General features: G+C 72.4%; 12 protein-coding genes. 3 read left to right on the top strand and 9 right to left on the bottom strand.

Annotated features, from left to right (window positions below):
- Positions 1-187 precede the first annotated feature (187 nt).
- Complete coding sequence (locus tag ACZ4D5_RS31050) at positions 188-625, top strand: hypothetical protein (RefSeq protein ID WP_467775773.1); 438 nt, start codon at positions 188-190, stop codon at positions 623-625.
- Positions 626-722: 97 nt separating this feature from the next.
- Positions 723-1631, top strand: coding sequence for a hypothetical protein (locus ACZ4D5_RS31055; protein WP_467775774.1), 909 nt, complete (start codon positions 723-725; stop codon positions 1629-1631).
- On the opposite strand, the gene ACZ4D5_RS31060 is transcribed toward ACZ4D5_RS31055, so the two are convergent.
- The 4 genes from ACZ4D5_RS31060 to ACZ4D5_RS31075 all read right to left on the bottom strand — a co-directional run bounded on the left by ACZ4D5_RS31060 (position 1537) and on the right by ACZ4D5_RS31075 (position 5328).
- Complete coding sequence (locus ACZ4D5_RS31060; protein ID WP_467775775.1) at positions 1537-1887, bottom strand: helix-turn-helix domain-containing protein; 351 nt, start codon at positions 1885-1887, stop codon at positions 1537-1539. The two genes, ACZ4D5_RS31055 and ACZ4D5_RS31060, sit on opposite strands and share 95 nt — an antisense overlap.
- Before the next feature lie 99 nt (positions 1888-1986).
- Entirely contained in the window at positions 1987-2694 is a 708-nt protein-coding gene (locus ACZ4D5_RS31065; RefSeq protein WP_467776033.1) for a twin-arginine translocation signal domain-containing protein, read from the bottom strand.
- 76 nt (positions 2695-2770) lie between these two features.
- Positions 2771-3091 (bottom strand): hypothetical protein, encoded by a 321-nt coding sequence (locus ACZ4D5_RS31070; RefSeq protein WP_467775776.1) that lies wholly within the window; start codon positions 3089-3091, stop codon positions 2771-2773.
- Positions 3092-3120: 29 nt separating this feature from the next.
- Entirely contained in the window at positions 3121-5328 is a 2208-nt protein-coding gene (locus ACZ4D5_RS31075; protein ID WP_467775777.1) for a glycoside hydrolase domain-containing protein, read from the bottom strand.
- Positions 5329-5860: 532 nt separating this feature from the next.
- Here ACZ4D5_RS31075 and ACZ4D5_RS31080 point away from each other — a divergent pair.
- A complete protein-coding gene (locus tag ACZ4D5_RS31080) occupies positions 5861-7720 on the top strand; it encodes an MFS transporter (RefSeq protein WP_467775778.1) in 1860 nt (619 codons plus the stop codon).
- A gap of 36 nt (positions 7721-7756) precedes the next feature.
- Here ACZ4D5_RS31080 and ACZ4D5_RS31085 read toward each other — a convergent pair whose 3' ends face one another.
- The 5 genes from ACZ4D5_RS31085 to ACZ4D5_RS31105 form a co-directional block, all read right to left on the bottom strand.
- Positions 7757-9064 carry an extracellular solute-binding protein gene (locus tag ACZ4D5_RS31085; RefSeq protein ID WP_467775779.1) on the bottom strand — a complete coding sequence of 436 codons (1308 nt, stop codon included), beginning with the start codon at positions 9062-9064 and terminating at the stop codon, positions 7757-7759.
- Between the two features lie 23 nt (positions 9065-9087).
- A complete protein-coding gene (locus tag ACZ4D5_RS31090) occupies positions 9088-10272 on the bottom strand; it encodes a hypothetical protein (protein WP_467775780.1) in 1185 nt (394 codons plus the stop codon).
- A gap of 142 nt (positions 10273-10414) precedes the next feature.
- The gene (locus ACZ4D5_RS31095) at positions 10415-12001 is read right to left on the bottom strand and encodes a VWA domain-containing protein (RefSeq protein WP_467775781.1); all 1587 of its coding nucleotides are present in this window, start codon (positions 11999-12001) and stop codon (positions 10415-10417) included.
- The gene (locus ACZ4D5_RS31100; RefSeq protein WP_467775782.1) at positions 11950-14445 is read right to left on the bottom strand and encodes a tetratricopeptide repeat protein; all 2496 of its coding nucleotides are present in this window, start codon (positions 14443-14445) and stop codon (positions 11950-11952) included. The genes ACZ4D5_RS31095 and ACZ4D5_RS31100 overlap by 52 nt, the downstream gene beginning before the upstream one ends.
- A complete protein-coding gene (locus tag ACZ4D5_RS31105; RefSeq protein WP_467775783.1) occupies positions 14442-16169 on the bottom strand; it encodes a trypsin-like peptidase domain-containing protein in 1728 nt (575 codons plus the stop codon). Before ACZ4D5_RS31105 ends, ACZ4D5_RS31100 begins: the two co-directional genes overlap by 4 nt.
- Between the last annotated feature and the right edge of the window lie 387 nt (positions 16170-16556).

The following is a 16556-nucleotide window of genomic DNA, read 5'->3' on the forward strand; positions in this document are numbered from 1 at the left end:
CCAATTCCGGCTCAAGCTATCCGGAGCGCCTCGCTCCACAGGCGAACATTTCAGGCATAGCGCACAACTCGCGGGCGTCATTGTCGTAAATGCGTCATGAGGGCTGTTTGAGGTTGTGAGGGCGACTTGGGAGCCGGTAGATCAGTTCGGTCTTGAATCAGCCGTTTATGACCCAAGGAAGAAGAAGATGAAGAAGCTTCGCGGAGCCGCGGTGGCACTCTCCGGCGCCTGCCTCGTGGTCGCCGTCGGTACACCGGCATCAGCGACGGACAAGAACGTGGGCGTGAAGGCGTGCAACGCCGGGTGGGACTTCGCCCTGCGCTACAACTCGAATCAGAGCGGCGCTTACCGGTACTTCGGTTACTCCGAGGGCAACTTCGACCGGGGCGCCGACTACCTCGGCCCGTGGCGTTACTGCGACGACACGCGTGCCCCGTACAAGAGCGGTTCGGGCAAGCCGGTGAAGAACAACGCGGCCTCCGCCCAGAACAAGAGCGGCACCTACAAGGCGACGGTCTATTTCAACAGCTGGTGGAAGGGCGCTTCCGACACCCTGCGCCCGAACACGAAGAAGAACCTGAAGAACACCTACAACCAGAACGCCTCCTTCAAGTGGCATAGCTGACCCGGCCGGCGCAGCCCGGTGAGGCGGCGGGGCGGCACAGGGCCGCCCCGCCGTGTTCTGAGTCAGAGCGAGAACGGTGAAGCAGAGGTGTGAGGGCATGACGGGCGGCAAGAACGGCAGGCCGCGTGGCCGTGCGGTGCGGTGGGCGGCCTGCGCGCTGACGGTGGCCGTGGTGTCCGGCTGCGCGGGCGGCGGCGCGTCGGACGAAGCGGTGGGCGACGGGGCCGCCGACGGGACGTGGGCACTTCCCGTGGAGGCGTACCTGCCGACCGGGAAAGAGGAGCAGGCGATCACGCAGGCGCGTACCGCGCTGCTGAAGGACTGCATGGAGAAGCAGGGGTTTTCGTACGACCAGCCGCCCGAACTTCCCGAGATCGGCGGTCAGTCGTTGACCGACGGGCGGTACGGGATCTGGGAACGCGACGACGTCGAGCGGTGGGGATATCACCCCGACCCGGAACTGCTCGAGGCGCACGAGAAGGCCACGGCACAGGTCACGGACCTCAAGCGGGAACTCTCGCGGGCCGAGCGCACGGCGCTGTACGGAAAGGGCGAGGGACCGGCCGAAGGCCGTGGGCCCGGCGGTTGCGTGCGGGACGTCTCGGTGGAGCTGGGCGAGGGCGCCGGCGACGAGAGCTTCACGGCGCCGGCCGAGACGATGGCCAACGACGCGTACGGCAGGGCGCAGCGGGAGCCCGACGTGCAGAAGGCGTTCCGGTCGTGGTCGGCCTGCATGAAGAAGCAGGGCTACGACTACCGGACGCCGATGGACGCCAACGACGACGAGGCCTTCGCCGAGCGGGACATCAGCGACGAGGAGCTCGCGGTGGCCCGCACGGACCTCGACTGCCGCGAGAAGTACCAGGTCAACCAGACCTGGTACCAGCAGGAGACGCGTTGGCAGAAGCGGCTCATCGAGGAGAAGGCAGACTCGCTGGACGAGGTGCGGCGGCAGAGCGCCGACGTGGTGCGCAAGGCGCGGCAGGTGCTCGAAGCGTCCCGTTAGGCCGAGGCCGCGCCCGAGGCGGCTCCAGCCAGCCGAGCTGCTGGGCCCGTGCGCCCAGAGCGACTCGCCCGGGGGCTTCCAGGCGGAGCATCAGCGTATGGACGCGGCGCTGCACCGTGCGACGGCTCATCCCCAGCCGTCGGCCGATGGCCGCGTCGTCCAGTCCGCTGTAGAGCAGCTGCACGATCAACAGCTCCTGTCCGTTGCGGCTCTCCGCCGCCGCACCTGCGGGACTCGGGCTTTCGGGTGGGGTCATGTGGTTGCCTCTGCGGTGATGTCGTTCCGGCTGTCGTGGCCCGGACGGCCACCACGTCCTGTCCGTGGTCGCGGTGGCCGTCCTCTCCGGGCGTGCGGTTCAGCGCTCGCGCTGCTGCTGGGCCAGCCGGTCCGCCTGCTCGCGTCGCGACGTGGCCATCACGTCCACCTGGGCACCCGCACCCTCGCCCGGGGTCGCTTCGTCCGCGCGCAGCCGGTCGGCGACCTGGCGCACCAGTTCGTCGTCCGGGCCGCGGTCGAGGTAGAAGAGCGACTCGTCGACCGGGCTGTCGTCGCCGCCCCAGCGGACCACGCCCCGGCAGTCGGCGAGGATGTCGCGCACCACCAGTTCCTGGAGCGGGAAGAGCCCGCCCTTCGCGGCGGCGCCCGGGCGGATGCGCACCGCGGTGCCGGAGGCGAGGTTCGACTCGGGCAGGCCCTTGCCCAGGCCGCCGATCGGACGCCAGCCGGCGAGGTCGACCTGGGGGAGCTGTTCGACCTCGTAGTGGAAGCGCCGGATGACGTGGAGCAGGATCAGTTCCACGTCGCCGATCCGGACGTCGACCTTCAGGCCGGTCCCGGGGACCGGGCGGGTCCACACCGTGGAGACGTGGTTCGCCTCGTCCTCCAGGGGCCAGCCGTTCGCGGACGTGGGCGCCTTGGAAGGCTCCGCCGTCCGGCTCTGTGCGGGTGACTTCCGCGCGGGCGCCGCCGTGGCGACGCCCGGGGCGAAGGAACTCACGGCCACGGCGGTCGTGATGACACCCGCGTGCTTCATCACGTTCCGTCGCGATATGCCGTCCCGCATGTCGTCGTGCTGCACGTCTTCGGTGCCTTTCTCGGAGAGTTCGGAGAGTTCAGAGGGTTCGGAGGGTTCGGAGAGTTCAGAGGGTGATGATGAGGGCGACCGTCGGCAGGAGTGTGGCCAGGACACTGAGCGGCCAGTACACGTGGGGAGCGAGCGTGCTCCCGCGCCGGAGGGGCCTGTTGGCCAGCCACCAGAGCAGGCCGTACAGCACGACGACGGGGACGACGATCAGCAGCCAGCCCAGCATGCCGTCGTTCTCCGTCGGTTCCCGCGCGGTCAGGCCGAGTTCGGCCAGCGGCCAGTTCGCCGCGAGGTACCACAGCAGCCAGATCGGTACCACTCCGGGGATGCCGAGCAGTACGTTCACCAGGAGCGGCGCCGACCAGTGCCTTGCCATCCGTTCCCACTCTCCGTTCGCGACGGTCGTCACTTGGCGCGCGACAGGGCGTTGTAGTTCTCCAACACCTTGTACAGGCCGATCAGTTCACGGCCGTACTGCTTCGCGTCGGCGCCGGTCCCGTTGTAGCGGGCCAGCAGGGCCTGGGTGTCGGCCAGGCCGGTGGTCAGGCTCGGGCGGGCGATGCCGAGCTGGTGGGCGTTGTAGACCGTCAGGTAGGCGACCGAGCGGATGTTGTACGTCTCGTCCTCGTTGAGCTGCTTCCACACCGACCGGGTGTCGGCCTTGGTGAGCGGCGTGCCGTTGATGATCTTCTGCTGCATGCAGTAGTTGCGGGCCTCGATCGTCGCCCAGGCGAAGATCTGTCCCCAGCCGGTGCTTGAGTCGTCCCTCAGGCCCTTCTTGACCAGCTCGTCGGCGGCGGCGTCCCCCGGGTTCAGCTTCCGCAGCTCCCACAGCACCGGCGCCTGGATGAGTGCCTTGCGGAGCTTGAGCTGGCGTGCCAGCGAGGTGAACAGCCAGTCCGCGCTGAGCACCATGTCGAACGCCTTGGTGGTGGAGACGCCGCCCAGGGTGGCCCAGTCTTTGTCGTTCCACTCGTCCCCACCGGTCTCGGGGACGCCGATCGACGTCAGGTAGTTCTGGACGTCCTTCAGCATCGCGTCCCGGTAGGCCTTCTTGTCCAGGTCCCTGTCCGCGCCGTTGAGCGAGGAGCCGGCGTCGAAGTCGCCCTGACCCGTGTCACGGCCGGACGCGATGTTGTTGTCGATCTCGATCCTGCCGTCGCCCGAGCCGACGGTGACGGTGGCGATCTGGTCGAAGGCCCAGTTGGTGGGCAGCGGGTAGCCGAGGTTGCCGGAGAATCCGCTGGACATGTCGGAGACGAAACTCGTCGCGGAGTATCCGGCGTCCGCGACGCGCTGGCACACGTTGCGCGGACCGTAGACGCCCACGCCGTACCCGGAGTTCTCGCCGATCGTCCGCATCACCCCGCGGAAGTGCGGAATGATGTACTCGGTGACCTCGCCGTCCATGGCGTCGTAGTCGACCGCGAAGTAGATGATGGTGCCCGGCTTGAACCCGTGGACCCGGGCCCACTCGATCGCGCGGAACGCGTCCCCGGTGCCCTGGTTGTAGCTGAAGTAGTCCGCCGACCGGCTCCACGTCTGGAAGATCGGGAAGCAGCGCAGCCCGGCCTTCTTGATGGTGGCCAGCTCGCCGGGCTGGATCTGCTTCTCCTTCAGGTCGCCCTTCGGGTTGGGATCCGGGTTGTACAGGTACCGGCCGACGTACTTGTACCCGGCGCTCTTCAGCGCCGCCGCGCGCGCCGGAGTGATCATGGTGACGCCGTCGCAGGCCGTGCCCTTGCGGGACTGGTCGCCGTACGAGACGAGCAGCGAGGCCCAGGTCTCGAAGTCGCCGAGACCGGTGACCTTGAGCTTGCTGAAGGACTGGAACTTCTCCACGCCGGTCTTCACCTCGGGGGTGAAGTTCCCGAAGGGGACCTTGCGCTTGTTGAGGATCATCGCCCCGGTGAACAGCATCGCCCAGACGCCCTTGGTGCCGACCGAGACCGTGTGGGACTTCAGGCCGGACCGGGTGCCGGGGCCGAAGGCGCCGTTGGCGACGCCGTCGGCCATGCCCAGCTCGTACTGGATCGCGAGCAGCATCGACTTGGCGACGTCCCGGGAGTGGTGACCGTCACAGGGGATGACGTAGTAGTCCTTGCGCAGGACGTACTTGCCGTTCAGCCACTGCTGGATGGACCGGATGGTGTCCGAGCCGCCGCTGACGGTGACGTAGGCGTCCATGTTGAACAGGCCCTTGACCACCTTCGGCCACAGGGAGCTGCCCGGATACGTGCCGTCGACGCCCATGTTCTTGTGCAGCTTGGCGACGGATGCCTTGACCCGGTCGTTGTACTTGCCGTCCATGTCGCCGCCGTCGTAGCCCTTGCAGTACAGGGCGGCCTGGATGATGCGGCAGAAATTGGCGGACGGGATGGTCTTCTCGTCCAGCTTGCCGTACTTCTCGCCGATCGTGGCCAGTGTGGTCGGCCCGAAGGCGTTCGACAGGGCTTTGATGCCCATCTCGTACTGCAGCGCCCTGGTCAGGGCGTACATCGTGGGCCAGCCGGTCTTCCCGTTCTCCGCCAGCTTGGATATGCCGAGCGTCGCGCCGTTGTTGTAGGTCGTGTTCACGAACCTTTGGGCACGTTTCACCATCTCGTCGGCCATGGGTCTCCTCCTGCCCTCCGGGCGGGGCGGGGCGGGATCCTGCCGCCCGGGCCGCCCCGTGGAAGGCGTGTGTGGTGGCGTTGTGGGCAGCGGTGGCTGCGCTTGCTTGTGATGAGGTGTGTGTCGCGCGGCGAAGCGGACCACGAACCGCCAACCGGCATGCCATCTACGGCAGTTGAGGAGTTCTTCCCGTGGCTGCCGCCAGTCGGGGCGATGGCGCGGCCCGGCGAATGATCATCATCCTCAGGGCTTGCTTCTTTCCGGGTCAAGCTTGATATGAGGTGAAGTATCCTGATTTGCGGAATGTAAAGAGGCTTCGGTGTGCAGTCGTGATCAATGCGGTACGGAAATCATGGGCAACCTTCTGATCACCTCGAACGTCGTGGGGCCCACTGCCCCGGGGCGCCCCTCCGCTCGTGCGTGCTAGCGTCACAAGCTCGGGGGCAGTACGCCGGGGCCGATGACGGGGTGTTCCGGGACGAACCCCCGACGGCGCGACCCCGGGGACAGGACGACACGGGGAGAGCCACCAGTGGCCACAGCGGAGCCGACGCGCGCCGACGACGCCGAGCCCGACACGCGTACGGGCGGCGGCGAGAACAGCAGTACCGGTACGCGAATAAAGCTGCCGGCGCAGCGCCGCACACCCGCGGCCACCGAGCCCACCGACCCCTGGACGAGGCGCTTCCTGTGCCACCCGGTGACGATCACCACCGCGATCGCCGCGGTGCTGCACGTCATCTGGTTCTTCACGTTCGCCAACAGCGGCGGCGACCTCGCGGCGCAGGACGCCTGGGCCGAGTTCGTCGGCCGGCACCCCGACTCGGCGTACAACCTCGCCTGGTACGGCGGCATGCACCCGGTGTCGTACAGCATCGTCTCGCCGTATCTGATGTCGGTGCTCGGCGTCCGGACGACGATGATGATCGCCGGCACCGTCTCGGCCGGCCTGCTCACGCTGATCCTGATGCGCAGCCGTGCCGTGAAGGGGCTGCTGTGGCCCGTCGCCGCGGGTGTCTTCGCGCTGGTGTGCAACGCCATATCGGGCCGCGTGACCTATGGCCTCGGCCAGATGTTCGCGCTCGCGGCGGTCGCCGCCGTCTTCTGCTGGCCGCACCGCTGGCGCTACAAGCGGTGGGCGAAGGCCCTGGTCGCCGCCCCCTTCGCGGCGCTGGCGACGATGGGCAGCCCGGTGGCCGGGCTCTTCGTCGGGCTCGTCGCCGTCGCGCTGTTCCTGAGCAAGCGCTACCCGGGCGCGTACGCCCTTGGCATCGCGCCGTCCATCGTCGTGGGGCTCTCCGCCTGGCTCTTCCCGTTCTCCGGCACCCAGCCGATGTCCTTCGGCTCGGCGTCGCTGCCGCTGCTGTTCGCCGTCGCCGTCTACTTCCTCGTACCGAAGGAGTGGAAGACGGTCCGGATCACCAGCGCCGTGTACGGGGCGTTCGTCCTCGGCGTCTGGATCATCAACTCGCAGATCGGCTCCAACATCACGCGCCTCGCGATGTCCTTCGCGGTCGTCGTGCTGCTGGCCGCCCTGCCGTACGCCGTGCCGAAGTCCCGCAAGTGGTACGCGATCCTCCTCGCCTGCGCCACCTTCGTCGGCTGGGTCGGCTTCAAGACCGTCGACGACATCGTGCACACGACGCCCCAGGCCTCCTGGACCCGTGAGCTGGCCCCGCTGGTCAACGAACTGCAGGAGGTCGGCGCCGAGAAGGGCCGCGTCGAGGTCGTCCCCGCCCGCAGCCACCGCGAGGCGTCCGCCCTCGCCCCCTACGTCCAGCTGGCCCGCGGCTGGAACCGGCAGGCGGACATGGAGCGCAACCCGCTCTTCTACGACGACACCCTGAACTCGGCGAACTACCACGAGTGGCTGCAGCGCTGGTCCGTGCATTACGTCGTGCTGCCCAAGGGCGAGCCCGACGGCGACGGCGGCAAGCGCGAGGCGCAGCTCGTCGAGGACGGCCTGCCGTATCTGAAGCAGGTGTGGGTCGACTCGAACTGGCAGCTGTACGAGGTCACCGACCCGAAGCCGCTCGCCGAGCCGAACGCCGTCGTGGAGCGCGCCGAGCAGGGCGAGATGACGATCCGCGTGACGAAGCCGGGCCGCATCCTGATCCGCATCCCCTACTCGCCGTGGCTGAGCATCGTCGACGAGAACGGCAAGGGCGTCGAGCGGCCCAAGGAGACCGAGGCCTCCAAGCGGCAGCGGGAGCTGAACGAGAAGCGCCCCAAGAAGTTCGAGAACGTCAACGGCTGCCTGGTGGAGGCCCACGAGGACCGGGCCGGCGACAAGTGGACCGAGCTGCACGCCCCGAAGGCCGGCACCTACCGGCTCGGCGCGCCCTACCAGCTGCCGCGCGGCACGGCCTGCCCGGAGGAGCTGGTCCGCTGAGGCAGGTCCCCGCCGGGTGCCAGGCCGCCGGGAGGCTCAGCCGCCCGGCGGCGCGCAGACCCCGGAGCGGGGCAGCCGCTCGGACGCGTCCGCCGTGGCGTGCTCGCGCACGGTGTCCAGCTGCTCCAGGAGCGTGTCGAGCCGCTTGCCCTTCGGGTCCTTGAAGTACTGCAGGACGGCGCGGTGGAACGCGTCGCGCAGGCCGGGCGGCATCACGTCCGAGGCGTCGAAGCACAGCGTCCGCGCCTTCTCGGTGAGGATCTCCGCGACGCGCCGCCCCGTCGGGTCGGTCGGCTGGGGGTCGGTCCTGCCGGGGAAGAAGGGCCGCAGCTCCTCCTTCGCCTCGGCCCGCCACAGCTCCCGGGCCGTCCTGCCCGACAGGCGCTCGACGAGGGTGTGCGCCGCGGGGTCCTCGCCGAACACGGCCGCCATGTCGCCCGCCACCTCGTAGGCGCCGTCGTGCGCGGAGCTGCCGCCGAGGAAGCCCGCCGACGGGTCGACGCGGACCCGCTCGCCCGCGTACACGTAGCGGATGAAGGCGCTCTGGTGCTCGTGCGTGCAGCGGGGCCTGACGGAGTCGAGGAGTCCGCGCGGGGTGCCGCCGGGTTTCGCCGGGTCGGGTGTGCCCACGTACGACATGGTCAGGGACTGGTCGACGGACTTCCTGGAGCGGTCGCCCAGGAGGTCCGCCCAGGTCGTCCACGCCTTGCGGACCCGCGGGTCCTGCCAGCCGAGCCGCCCGGTGGCCCACTCCGTGTAGGTCTCCGGGCCCGCCTGGTGGAGCAGGATGTCCTCGATCCAGTCGGTGCCCGGCCAGCCGGACGTGGCCTGCGAGGCGAGGCCCACGCACCACTCGGGGGCCGCGGCCGACGCGCCCTCCCTGCTCCACACCAGGCTCTTGAGGTCGACCTTCAGCGGCACCCAGTACGTGCGGCGCAGGCCGTCGATGTCGAGGGAGGGGGCCCAGGGCGGGTAGGCGCGGGCGGCGGCGGTCGCGCCGAGGGGCCTCAGGAGGTTGGCGCGGGCGTACTCGGTGAGTTCGCCGACGCTGTTGAGGATCGCCACGTCCGGCGGGTCGCCCGCCTCCAGCTGGGCCACGAGCGTCTCGCGCAGGGAGCGGGTGCCCTGGTAGGAGTACGTCTTTCCGGTGCCGTCGTCGAGCTCGCGCAGCATCGACTCGAACGCCGCGCCCTCGGGGCCCGTCCAGGGGCCGAGGACGACGAGCGTGTCGGGCCGCTCGCCCGCGCAGGCCCCGGCGGTGACGGCGGTGACGGCGAGCAGGCAGGCCGCGAGGAGGGCGCGCAGGGCGGAGCGGTCCTTGGTGCGGCGGCTCGTGCGGCTCATACGGCTCATACGGCTCGTGCGGCTCATACGGCGGCTCCGGAACGGGAGATGAGGACGTACTCGCGGCGGTAGCCGTGGAGCGTGGCGCCCATCAGGGCCGCGGTGAGCACGCCGACCGGCGCCACCCAGGGCGCGGCTCCGTCGAGCGAGGAGAGGCGGCCCGCGTCCAGGTCGGCGGTGACGTCCTTCTTCAGGGAGTCGATCAGCAGGGGGTGCGGGGGCCCGAAGGGCTCCTCGTCGATGGTCGACTCGATGCCCGGCGACGTCCTGCCGGTCAGGTCGCCCGCCGTCGTCACCACCCGCTGCTGCGCACGGTGGGCGAGCACGGCGTCGGCCGCCAGGAACGGCACGGCGAGCAGCGGCAGCGCGGCGATCAGCAGCGGGACGCTGACGCGCAGCCGCAGCCGGTGGCGCACGAAGAACTGGGTGCGCCACAGGCCGAACACGAGGAGCACGAGGGCGGTTCCTGCGACGGCGGACGCGGCGAGCACGCCGCCGCCGAGCGCCGCCCGGTCCGTGAGCCTGCCGCGGAGTCTGCTCTCCAGCGTCGAGATGCGGTCCACGACGGCGGTCGCGTCGGAGGCGGATCCCGCGGCGGCGCAGGGCGGATAGCCGTCCGTGCCGTCCTGCTCGGCGCCGTCCTTCTCGGCGGGGCCGGGGGCCGAGCAGAGCATGCTGCGGGCGTACGAGAGTCCGGTGTTCCGCAGGGCCGTGTCGCCGACGTTGTTCTGCGCGAAGCTGATCCAGGTGCCGTAGTCGGCGACGAGGCCGGAGACCACGTCGAGCTCCTGGCGCTCCGCGGTGGTCAGGGCGCCGCTGCGGGCCACCTGGTTCAGGCTCTGCGTGGCCCGTGTGGTGCGCGTGCGGTAGCGCTGGCTGAGGCCGCTCAGCTGGACGGCCTCCCCGGCGCGCAGGCTCTCCTCGGCCTCGCGGTCGGCGATGCGCAGCGACATCTCGGCGTCGGCGAGATCCCCGAGCGCGGGCCCGAAGCTGTCGCGCAGCGCCGCCGAGTCCCCGCGCACCTCCGCGTACGCCCACCCGAACGAGGCGGCGGCGACGACGGCGAGCACCGGCAACGCGATCATCCGCTCCCGCAAGTACCGGCGGTTGCGCGGCCGTTCGGAGAGGGGTGCGGGCCACAGATGCCGCCGCAGCGTACGCAGCGCGCCGACGGCGAGCATACGGACGGTGTTCCCCGGGCCCGTCATGGCCTGCCGCCGTGAGGCCGGGGGCTCCGGCGCCCGCGCGCTCGCCGTCGCCTCTCGGCGAGGGGCACGGGCCAGGTGCGGTGGCGCGGCCCGTGCGGCTCGGCGGCGGCATGCGGTCGGCTGCCGTCCGGACGGGCGGGGCTCATCGGCCGCCCCCGGTCCGGCGGCGCGGGACATGGCGCCCGCCGCCCGGCAGCACCGTCATGCTCGACTGGATGCGGGCCGCCTCCACGTCGAACTTCGCGATGTGGGGCAGGAGTTCCACCTCGCCCCGGCCGCTGTCCCGGACGCGGACGAGGCGGCGCAGGTGGTCCCGCATCGCGGTGTCGCCCGCCTCCGCGGCCAGCCGCCAGGCCGTGCCGAGCAGGGCCTCGGCCGGGGCGCGGCGGCCGCTCTTCAGCTCCGCGCAGGCCTCCTCGAAGGTCCGGTGGAGCTCCTCCTCGTGCCGGTAGTGGGCGACCTGCGGGTCCAGGCGGCTGTAGAGGTCGGCGTCGTCGGTCCAGCGCATCAACACCGGTTGGGGGGAGGGGAGCCGCAGGCCCTGGCCCGTGCCGTCCGTGTCCACGTCGACCTCCGTGAGCAGCAGCTCCTTGCCCAGCTGGGACGGGTCGTAGGGCGCCCCGACGCAGAGCAGATAGGCGCGGGTCTCCTCGCCGCACGGACCGATGCCGTACTCCTGGACCGGCCCTCCCGCGCCCGTCTCGACACCGGACAGGTCGACGTGGTCAGGGGCGAGTGCGGCCCGCGTCGGGTGGACCTGCTCGAAGGAGTGCGGGCGCACCCCGGCCCGGTGGCGCAGCCGCAGCCGCAGTCCGGTGACGTCCCGCTCGGCGGCCCGCCCGGTGAGCGCGGCCAGCTCGTCCGGCAGCCGCGTCAGGTCCTCCACGGCGCGGGTCCTGCCGCCCAACGCGCCCGCGATCAGCAGGAGTTCCTCGGTCTCCCAGGCGTCGCCGATGCCCACGACGTCGCAGTCGAAGGCCCGCGCGCACCGCTCGATGCGCTCGTGCAGCTCGGCGCGCGTCTCGTACCCGGGTTCGTTCTTGCCGTCGGTGAGCAGCAGGGCGTGGCGCACGTAGCCGGAGCCGGCGGGCGGCAGCTCGCGGAAGAGGTGCCTGGCCCGCTCCAGCCAGGTGCCCATCGCGGTGCCGCCGCCCGGCGTGCAGTCGTACAGAGCGGCCTCGGCCGCGGCCCGCGACTCGGCGTGCGCGACGGCGAGCCCGGACCGCCGCGGATAGATCATGGCGGTCCTGTCGCCCCCGGCGACCAGGGCGAACAGCGCGCCGTCGGGGATGCGGGCGAGCGCGCTGACGGCGGCGGCGCGGGCGGCGGCGAGACGGCTCGGCGGCATCACCATCGAGGACGAGTGGTCGATGAGCAGCACCTCGGCGAGCCGGGGCCGGGCCGTGCCGGGAGGAGCCGGGCCCCGCTCGGTGGCGGCGGGCGAGGTGGGCGAGGTGGGCGAGGTGGGCGAGGTGGGTAGGGCGGATGAGACGGGTGTGACGTGCGCGGCGGACGAGCCGTGTTCCGCGGACGAGCCGTGTTCCGTGGGCGAGGCGTGTCCCGTGGGCGAGCCCTGCGCCGTGCCCCGCCTGCGGACCGTCACCGTGATGACGGCGTACATCCGCGTGATGTCCTCGGTGCCCGGTGTGCGGGGCCGTGGCAGCTCGACGACCTGGCTCACCTCGAGCCCGACCGAGGCGGCCAGTTCCGGATCTTCTTGCCCAGCCATGGGGTGTCCTTGCCGAATCGGGAGTGCCGGAACGCGAAGGGACGCACCGCGTAGGCGCGGTCCAGGAGCAGTTCGGCGAGCGGTGGTGTGCCGGCGGCGTCGTCGGACGGCGCGTCACGGGCCGCCTGGTGGGCCAGGCCCCGGAAGAAGCCGGACAGGTCGGTGCGCAACGTCCGCTCGTCGTCGGGGAATTCGAGCAGCGGGTCGGCCTGCGCGGCGACCGCGCGCAGCTCGGCGGAGGAGAGCCCGATGCGGTGGGCCGCGCCCCACACCTCCGCCTTCATCCGCACGCGGGACTGCTCGTCGGTCAGGCCGTGCGCGAAGAAGAGACCGGCGAGCGCGCGCACGGCGGTGGCGAGGCCGTCCGCGTCGCGCGCGTGGTCGACGCGGATGCGCACGGCCGCGGTGCGGGCCGCCGTGCGGTGCCGGGAGTGCTGCGGCACCGCGTCCAGGGCGGCGATGGCGTCCGCGAGGGCGTCGGGCCCGCCGAGTGCCAGCCGCGCGCGGACGGCGCCGAACGCCGCACTGCCCAGCGAGGGGTTGCGCAGCCGCACCGCCTCGTAGAACGTCAGGGCCTCGTGGCGGCGCCCCAGACGCTCCGCGCAGTAGCCGAGGGCCAGCTTGGGCGCGTACTCGCCGGGGATCGCGGCGTAGACCCGGTCGAAGTGGCCGCGGGCCTCGGTGACGTGGGCGCGGGCCAGCGCGAGCAGGCCCCGGTGCCAGTCGAGCCGCCAGTCGTACGGGGCGTGCGCGGGACCTATGGCGTCCTCGGCGAGGGCCAGCGCGGTCTCGGCGCCGGTGAGCGGCCCGCCGTCCGCGCGCAGCGCCACCCGCAGCCGCAGCCTGCACCGCAGCAGGTGCACCTCGGGGGAGTCCCGCCAGTCGCCGGTGTGCTGGAGCAGCGCCTCGGGGTCGTCGTCACCGATCCTGCTGAGCTCGCCGTGGTGGTCGTCGTCCGGGTCGGGGCGCGGCACGGGGAGGCGCCCCGCCACCTCGGCGGGCTCGGGCGCGGGGTGGCGGGGCGCCGATGCCGGGGCCGCCCAGCGCGACACCTCGGGGGCGGCGCCGAGCCCGCCGTCCAGGGCGTGCGCGGACTGCAGGAAGAGCGGCGAGGGCTCGAAGGTCTCCTCGCCCGTGCGCAGGGACCGCAACTCGCGGAAGACCCCCCGCAGTTGGTCCTCCATCTCCCTGGCCGTGGCGAAGCGCTCGGCGCGATGGGTGCGGGTGGCGCGGCGCAGCGCCCTGGCGAGGGAGACCGGGCCGAGGCCGCGGTGTCCCGCCGCGGCGTCGTTCAGCGGGCCGAGCGCCGCCAGGTCCGCGAGGTCGTGGCGGTCGGCGCCGATGCCGCTGAGGGTGCGCAGCGTCTCGCCGAGGCTGAACAGGTCGTCCTGCGGCTCGGACTCGCCGTGGGGGCCGACGCTGGGCGCGCGGTACAGGGCGGTGGTCAGGCCGGGCGCGCCGGCGCGGCGCACGCTGCCGACGTCGATGAGCTTGATGGTGGAGCCGTCGTGCATGACGTTCGGCGGCTTCAGGTCGCCGTACACCTTGCCGCGCTCGGCGGCGTGCAGATACGCGAGCGCGCCGAGGATCCGCAGTCCGTAGGCGAGGACGAACTCCAGGAGGCGCTCGTGGCCGAACTCCTCGGGGCACTCGCGGGCGCGGGCCCGCACCTCCTCGAGGTTGAGCCCGTCGACGTACTGGAGGACCAGGAAGTCCCCGACGCCCGCGTGGTGGCCGTAGTTGAACACCCGGATGAAACCGTCGTGGTTGAGCTCGACCAGCTCCTTGCGCTCGCCCCTGAGCAGGCTGTACGAGTCCGTGGCGAGGTCCGCGTGCAGCATCTTCACGGCGACCGCGCGGTCGTCGACCTTGGTGTCGTGGGCGAGGCAGACCTCGCCCATGCCGCCGTAGCCGAGCGGGCGCACCAGACGGTACTGGCCGGCGAGCAACGTGCCGTGCGGCAGGGGGAGTTCGCCGGGCGACTCCGGTTCGTCGTCCCTGCTGTCCGCCCGGTCCAGGAGGGTGATGCCGGGCAGGACCGTGGGGTCGGGGTGCTCCGGGGGCAGCGTGACGCGGGCGGGCCGCGGCGGGGGAGCGGCGGCGGCACCCGGGTCGACGATCCAGCGCTGGGAGGAGGACTCCGGCCCGTCGGCGGCCCGCGCGGAGGGCACGGCGGGGGTCTTCCGCACGGCGGCGGCCTTCTGCGCGGCAGCGGCCCCCTGCGCCGCAACCGCCCCCTGTGAGGCAGCTGCCCCCTGTGCGGCATCCGACTCCCGGAAAGCGGCATCCGACTCCCGGAAAGCGGCGGCCGCCTCCCGGAAAGCGGCCGCCGCCGAGTGCCGACCGGTCTCCGGGTCCACGCGCTCCCCGCTGGCCAGGCAGTAGCCGGTGGGGGTGACGGTGCCCGCGCAGCCGGGGTGGGGGCAGGCCGTGGCGGGCGTCATGCGTCACCGTCCGCGTCGGCCAGGCGCCGCACCACGCGCGCGAACGCCTCCACCGCCCGCTCGGCGTCGGCCAGCGGGCAGGGCCCCGCCATCAGGAGGCGCTGCGCCTCGCGGTAGGGGCCGACCGCGTCGGGGTGCTCGTCGAGGCCGCGCCGGGCGAGGTGGGCCAGGTGGTCGCGGAGCAGTCCGCGCAGCCGAAGGTGTGCGTCGAGTACGCCGCGCAGCTCGCTCTCGGCCCGCTCGGCCCGCAACAGGTAGGTCTCCACGGCCTGTTCGGCGTACGAGAGCTTCTCCAGGAAGCGCGGCCCGCTCCGCCCGCTCAGCGGCCGCAGTTCGTTGCTGAGCTGTACGGTCCACAGCGCGGCCCGCGCCGTGTACCCGGTCGCGACCGGCGGGTCCACGACGTGCGGCTCCACCCGGTGGAACAGGCGCCGGGCGCGCCGCTCGGCGTCGGCGAGCGCGTCCACGCGGTTGCCGAGGCGCTGCAGCCACTGCGCGGCCCGGTCGGCGGGCAGCAGCCGCTCGGCCACGGCGTAGCAGAAGCCGTGCGTGCTGTCACCCACCACGACCAGCAACCGCGCGCCGGACGCGGCGAGTTCGCCGAGAATCCGCGCGGCCGCCGCCGGTTCGGTGGCGGACCGGTCGGCGTAGAGCACGGCGACGGCGGGGCGCCTCGGCGGGGCCGTGTGGCGGCGCGCGGCGTGCCGCAGTTCGTGCCGCAGCACGGCGAGCGCCTCGCGCAGTTCCGGCTGCGCGGGGTCGTCGAGCGCCGCGCCCTCCAGGTCGAGGACGAGACCGATGCTGCCGACCCGCGGCGCGATGCCGGCGCGGGACAGGAGCGAGTCGCCGGGGTCCTCCAACCCGACAGGATGCACGGCCAGTTGGGGGGACTGTTCGCGGTCTGCCATGTTCAGGACGACGTACAGCGCCTGCCGTGTCCGCTCGTCGTCCTCGGGGAGGAAGAGGACCTCGGTGTCCCAGGCGTCCGCGTCGCCGTTCAGCCAGCGGGTGACGGTGCGCTGCAGGCCGTGCGGGCGGGCCGCGCGGGCCGCGTCCGCCGAGACCACGCGGTGGCCGGGGACGGCGTGCGGCCCGGTCACGTGCCGCTCGGCGAAGCGGCGGAAGTACTTGGCGACGGTCGCCGCCGGGATCATGTACCCGCGCTCGCCCCGCTCGTCGGCCTGCGCCAGGATGCCGAGCAGCCGGTCGGTGCCCTCCTCCCGCACGCCCGCCCCGCTGAACCCGCCGCGCAGCCGCTGTCCCGGCCCCGCGTCCGCGCCCGCCCCCGCTCCCGTGAGGTCGATCTGCACCCGCTCGTCGCCCTCGCCGCCCGGCCCCATGCAGGCGCCGGTGAGCCACTGGCCGCCCGACCGGTACTCGGGGAAGCCGTCGATCAGGACCGGGGCGCCCCGGTAGTCGAGCGTGCGGTGCAGGGCGACGGCCGAGGGGACGGGCGCGGGCTCGTCCAGGACGAGGACCGCGAGGTCGCCCTGCGCCTTGCCGAAGGGCGGCACCCAGTGCCCGGCGGCCACGGTCGCGGTGCGGCGCGGGGTGCGGGTCAGGCCCTGCAGCAGCGGGAACTCGACCTGGACGCGGTCGGGGCGGCGGCCCGTCGCGGGGTCGCGGATCACATGGGCGCAGGTGAGCACGTGGTCGGTGCCGAACAGCACTCCGGCACCGAGGACGTCTCCGCTCCCCGAAGCCGCCCACCGCCGCAGTCGCACTCGCCAACTCGAATGATCCATCGCAGAGTCGACGCCCCCGTCCGCCGCTTCAGGATCCCGCCGGGTACCTCCTCAGGATAGGCGCGGGGGAGGGCGATGACGCCTGGGCTGCATGGGGAGGTGGTGGGGGGACGCCGTGGCGCCACGGCGCCCCCGGGGCCACTGGCTCACGGCCCGGCGACCGGGAACGCCACGTCGCACACCTGGTCCCGGGTCCGGCCCCGGCTCGGTCCGCGAAGTACACCTCGCGGCAGGGGCCCGTGACGGTCAGGTCCCGCTCGACGATCCAGGCCTCGACGGCGTCGCCCGCCGTGAGGATCTGCGGACACGGGCCCTGCGCCTTGGTGATCCCGGGGTAGGCGGGTCGGCGCGCGGGCTCCACCCGGA

The sequence above is a fragment of the Streptomyces sp. NPDC025651 genome, from assembly GCF_055558735.1.

Coding starts and splice junctions, on each gene's coding strand:
- ACZ4D5_RS31050 (WP_467775773.1), top strand. CDS start 188: ATGAAGAAGCTTCGCGGAGCCGCGGTGGCACTCTCCGGCGCCTGCCTC.
- ACZ4D5_RS31055 (WP_467775774.1), top strand. CDS start 723: ATGACGGGCGGCAAGAACGGCAGGCCGCGTGGCCGTGCGGTGCGGTGG.
- ACZ4D5_RS31060 (WP_467775775.1), bottom strand. CDS start 1,887: ATGACCCCACCCGAAAGCCCGAGTCCCGCAGGTGCGGCGGCGGAGAGC.
- ACZ4D5_RS31065 (WP_467776033.1), bottom strand. CDS start 2,694: ATGCGGGACGGCATATCGCGACGGAACGTGATGAAGCACGCGGGTGTC.
- ACZ4D5_RS31070 (WP_467775776.1), bottom strand. CDS start 3,091: ATGGCAAGGCACTGGTCGGCGCCGCTCCTGGTGAACGTACTGCTCGGC.
- ACZ4D5_RS31075 (WP_467775777.1), bottom strand. CDS start 5,328: ATGGCCGACGAGATGGTGAAACGTGCCCAAAGGTTCGTGAACACGACC.
- ACZ4D5_RS31085 (WP_467775779.1), bottom strand. CDS start 9,064: ATGAGCCGCACGAGCCGCCGCACCAAGGACCGCTCCGCCCTGCGCGCC.
- ACZ4D5_RS31090 (WP_467775780.1), bottom strand. CDS start 10,272: ATGACGGGCCCGGGGAACACCGTCCGTATGCTCGCCGTCGGCGCGCTG.
- ACZ4D5_RS31095 (WP_467775781.1), bottom strand. CDS start 12,001: ATGGCTGGGCAAGAAGATCCGGAACTGGCCGCCTCGGTCGGGCTCGAG.
- ACZ4D5_RS31100 (WP_467775782.1), bottom strand. CDS start 14,445: ATGACGCCCGCCACGGCCTGCCCCCACCCCGGCTGCGCGGGCACCGTC.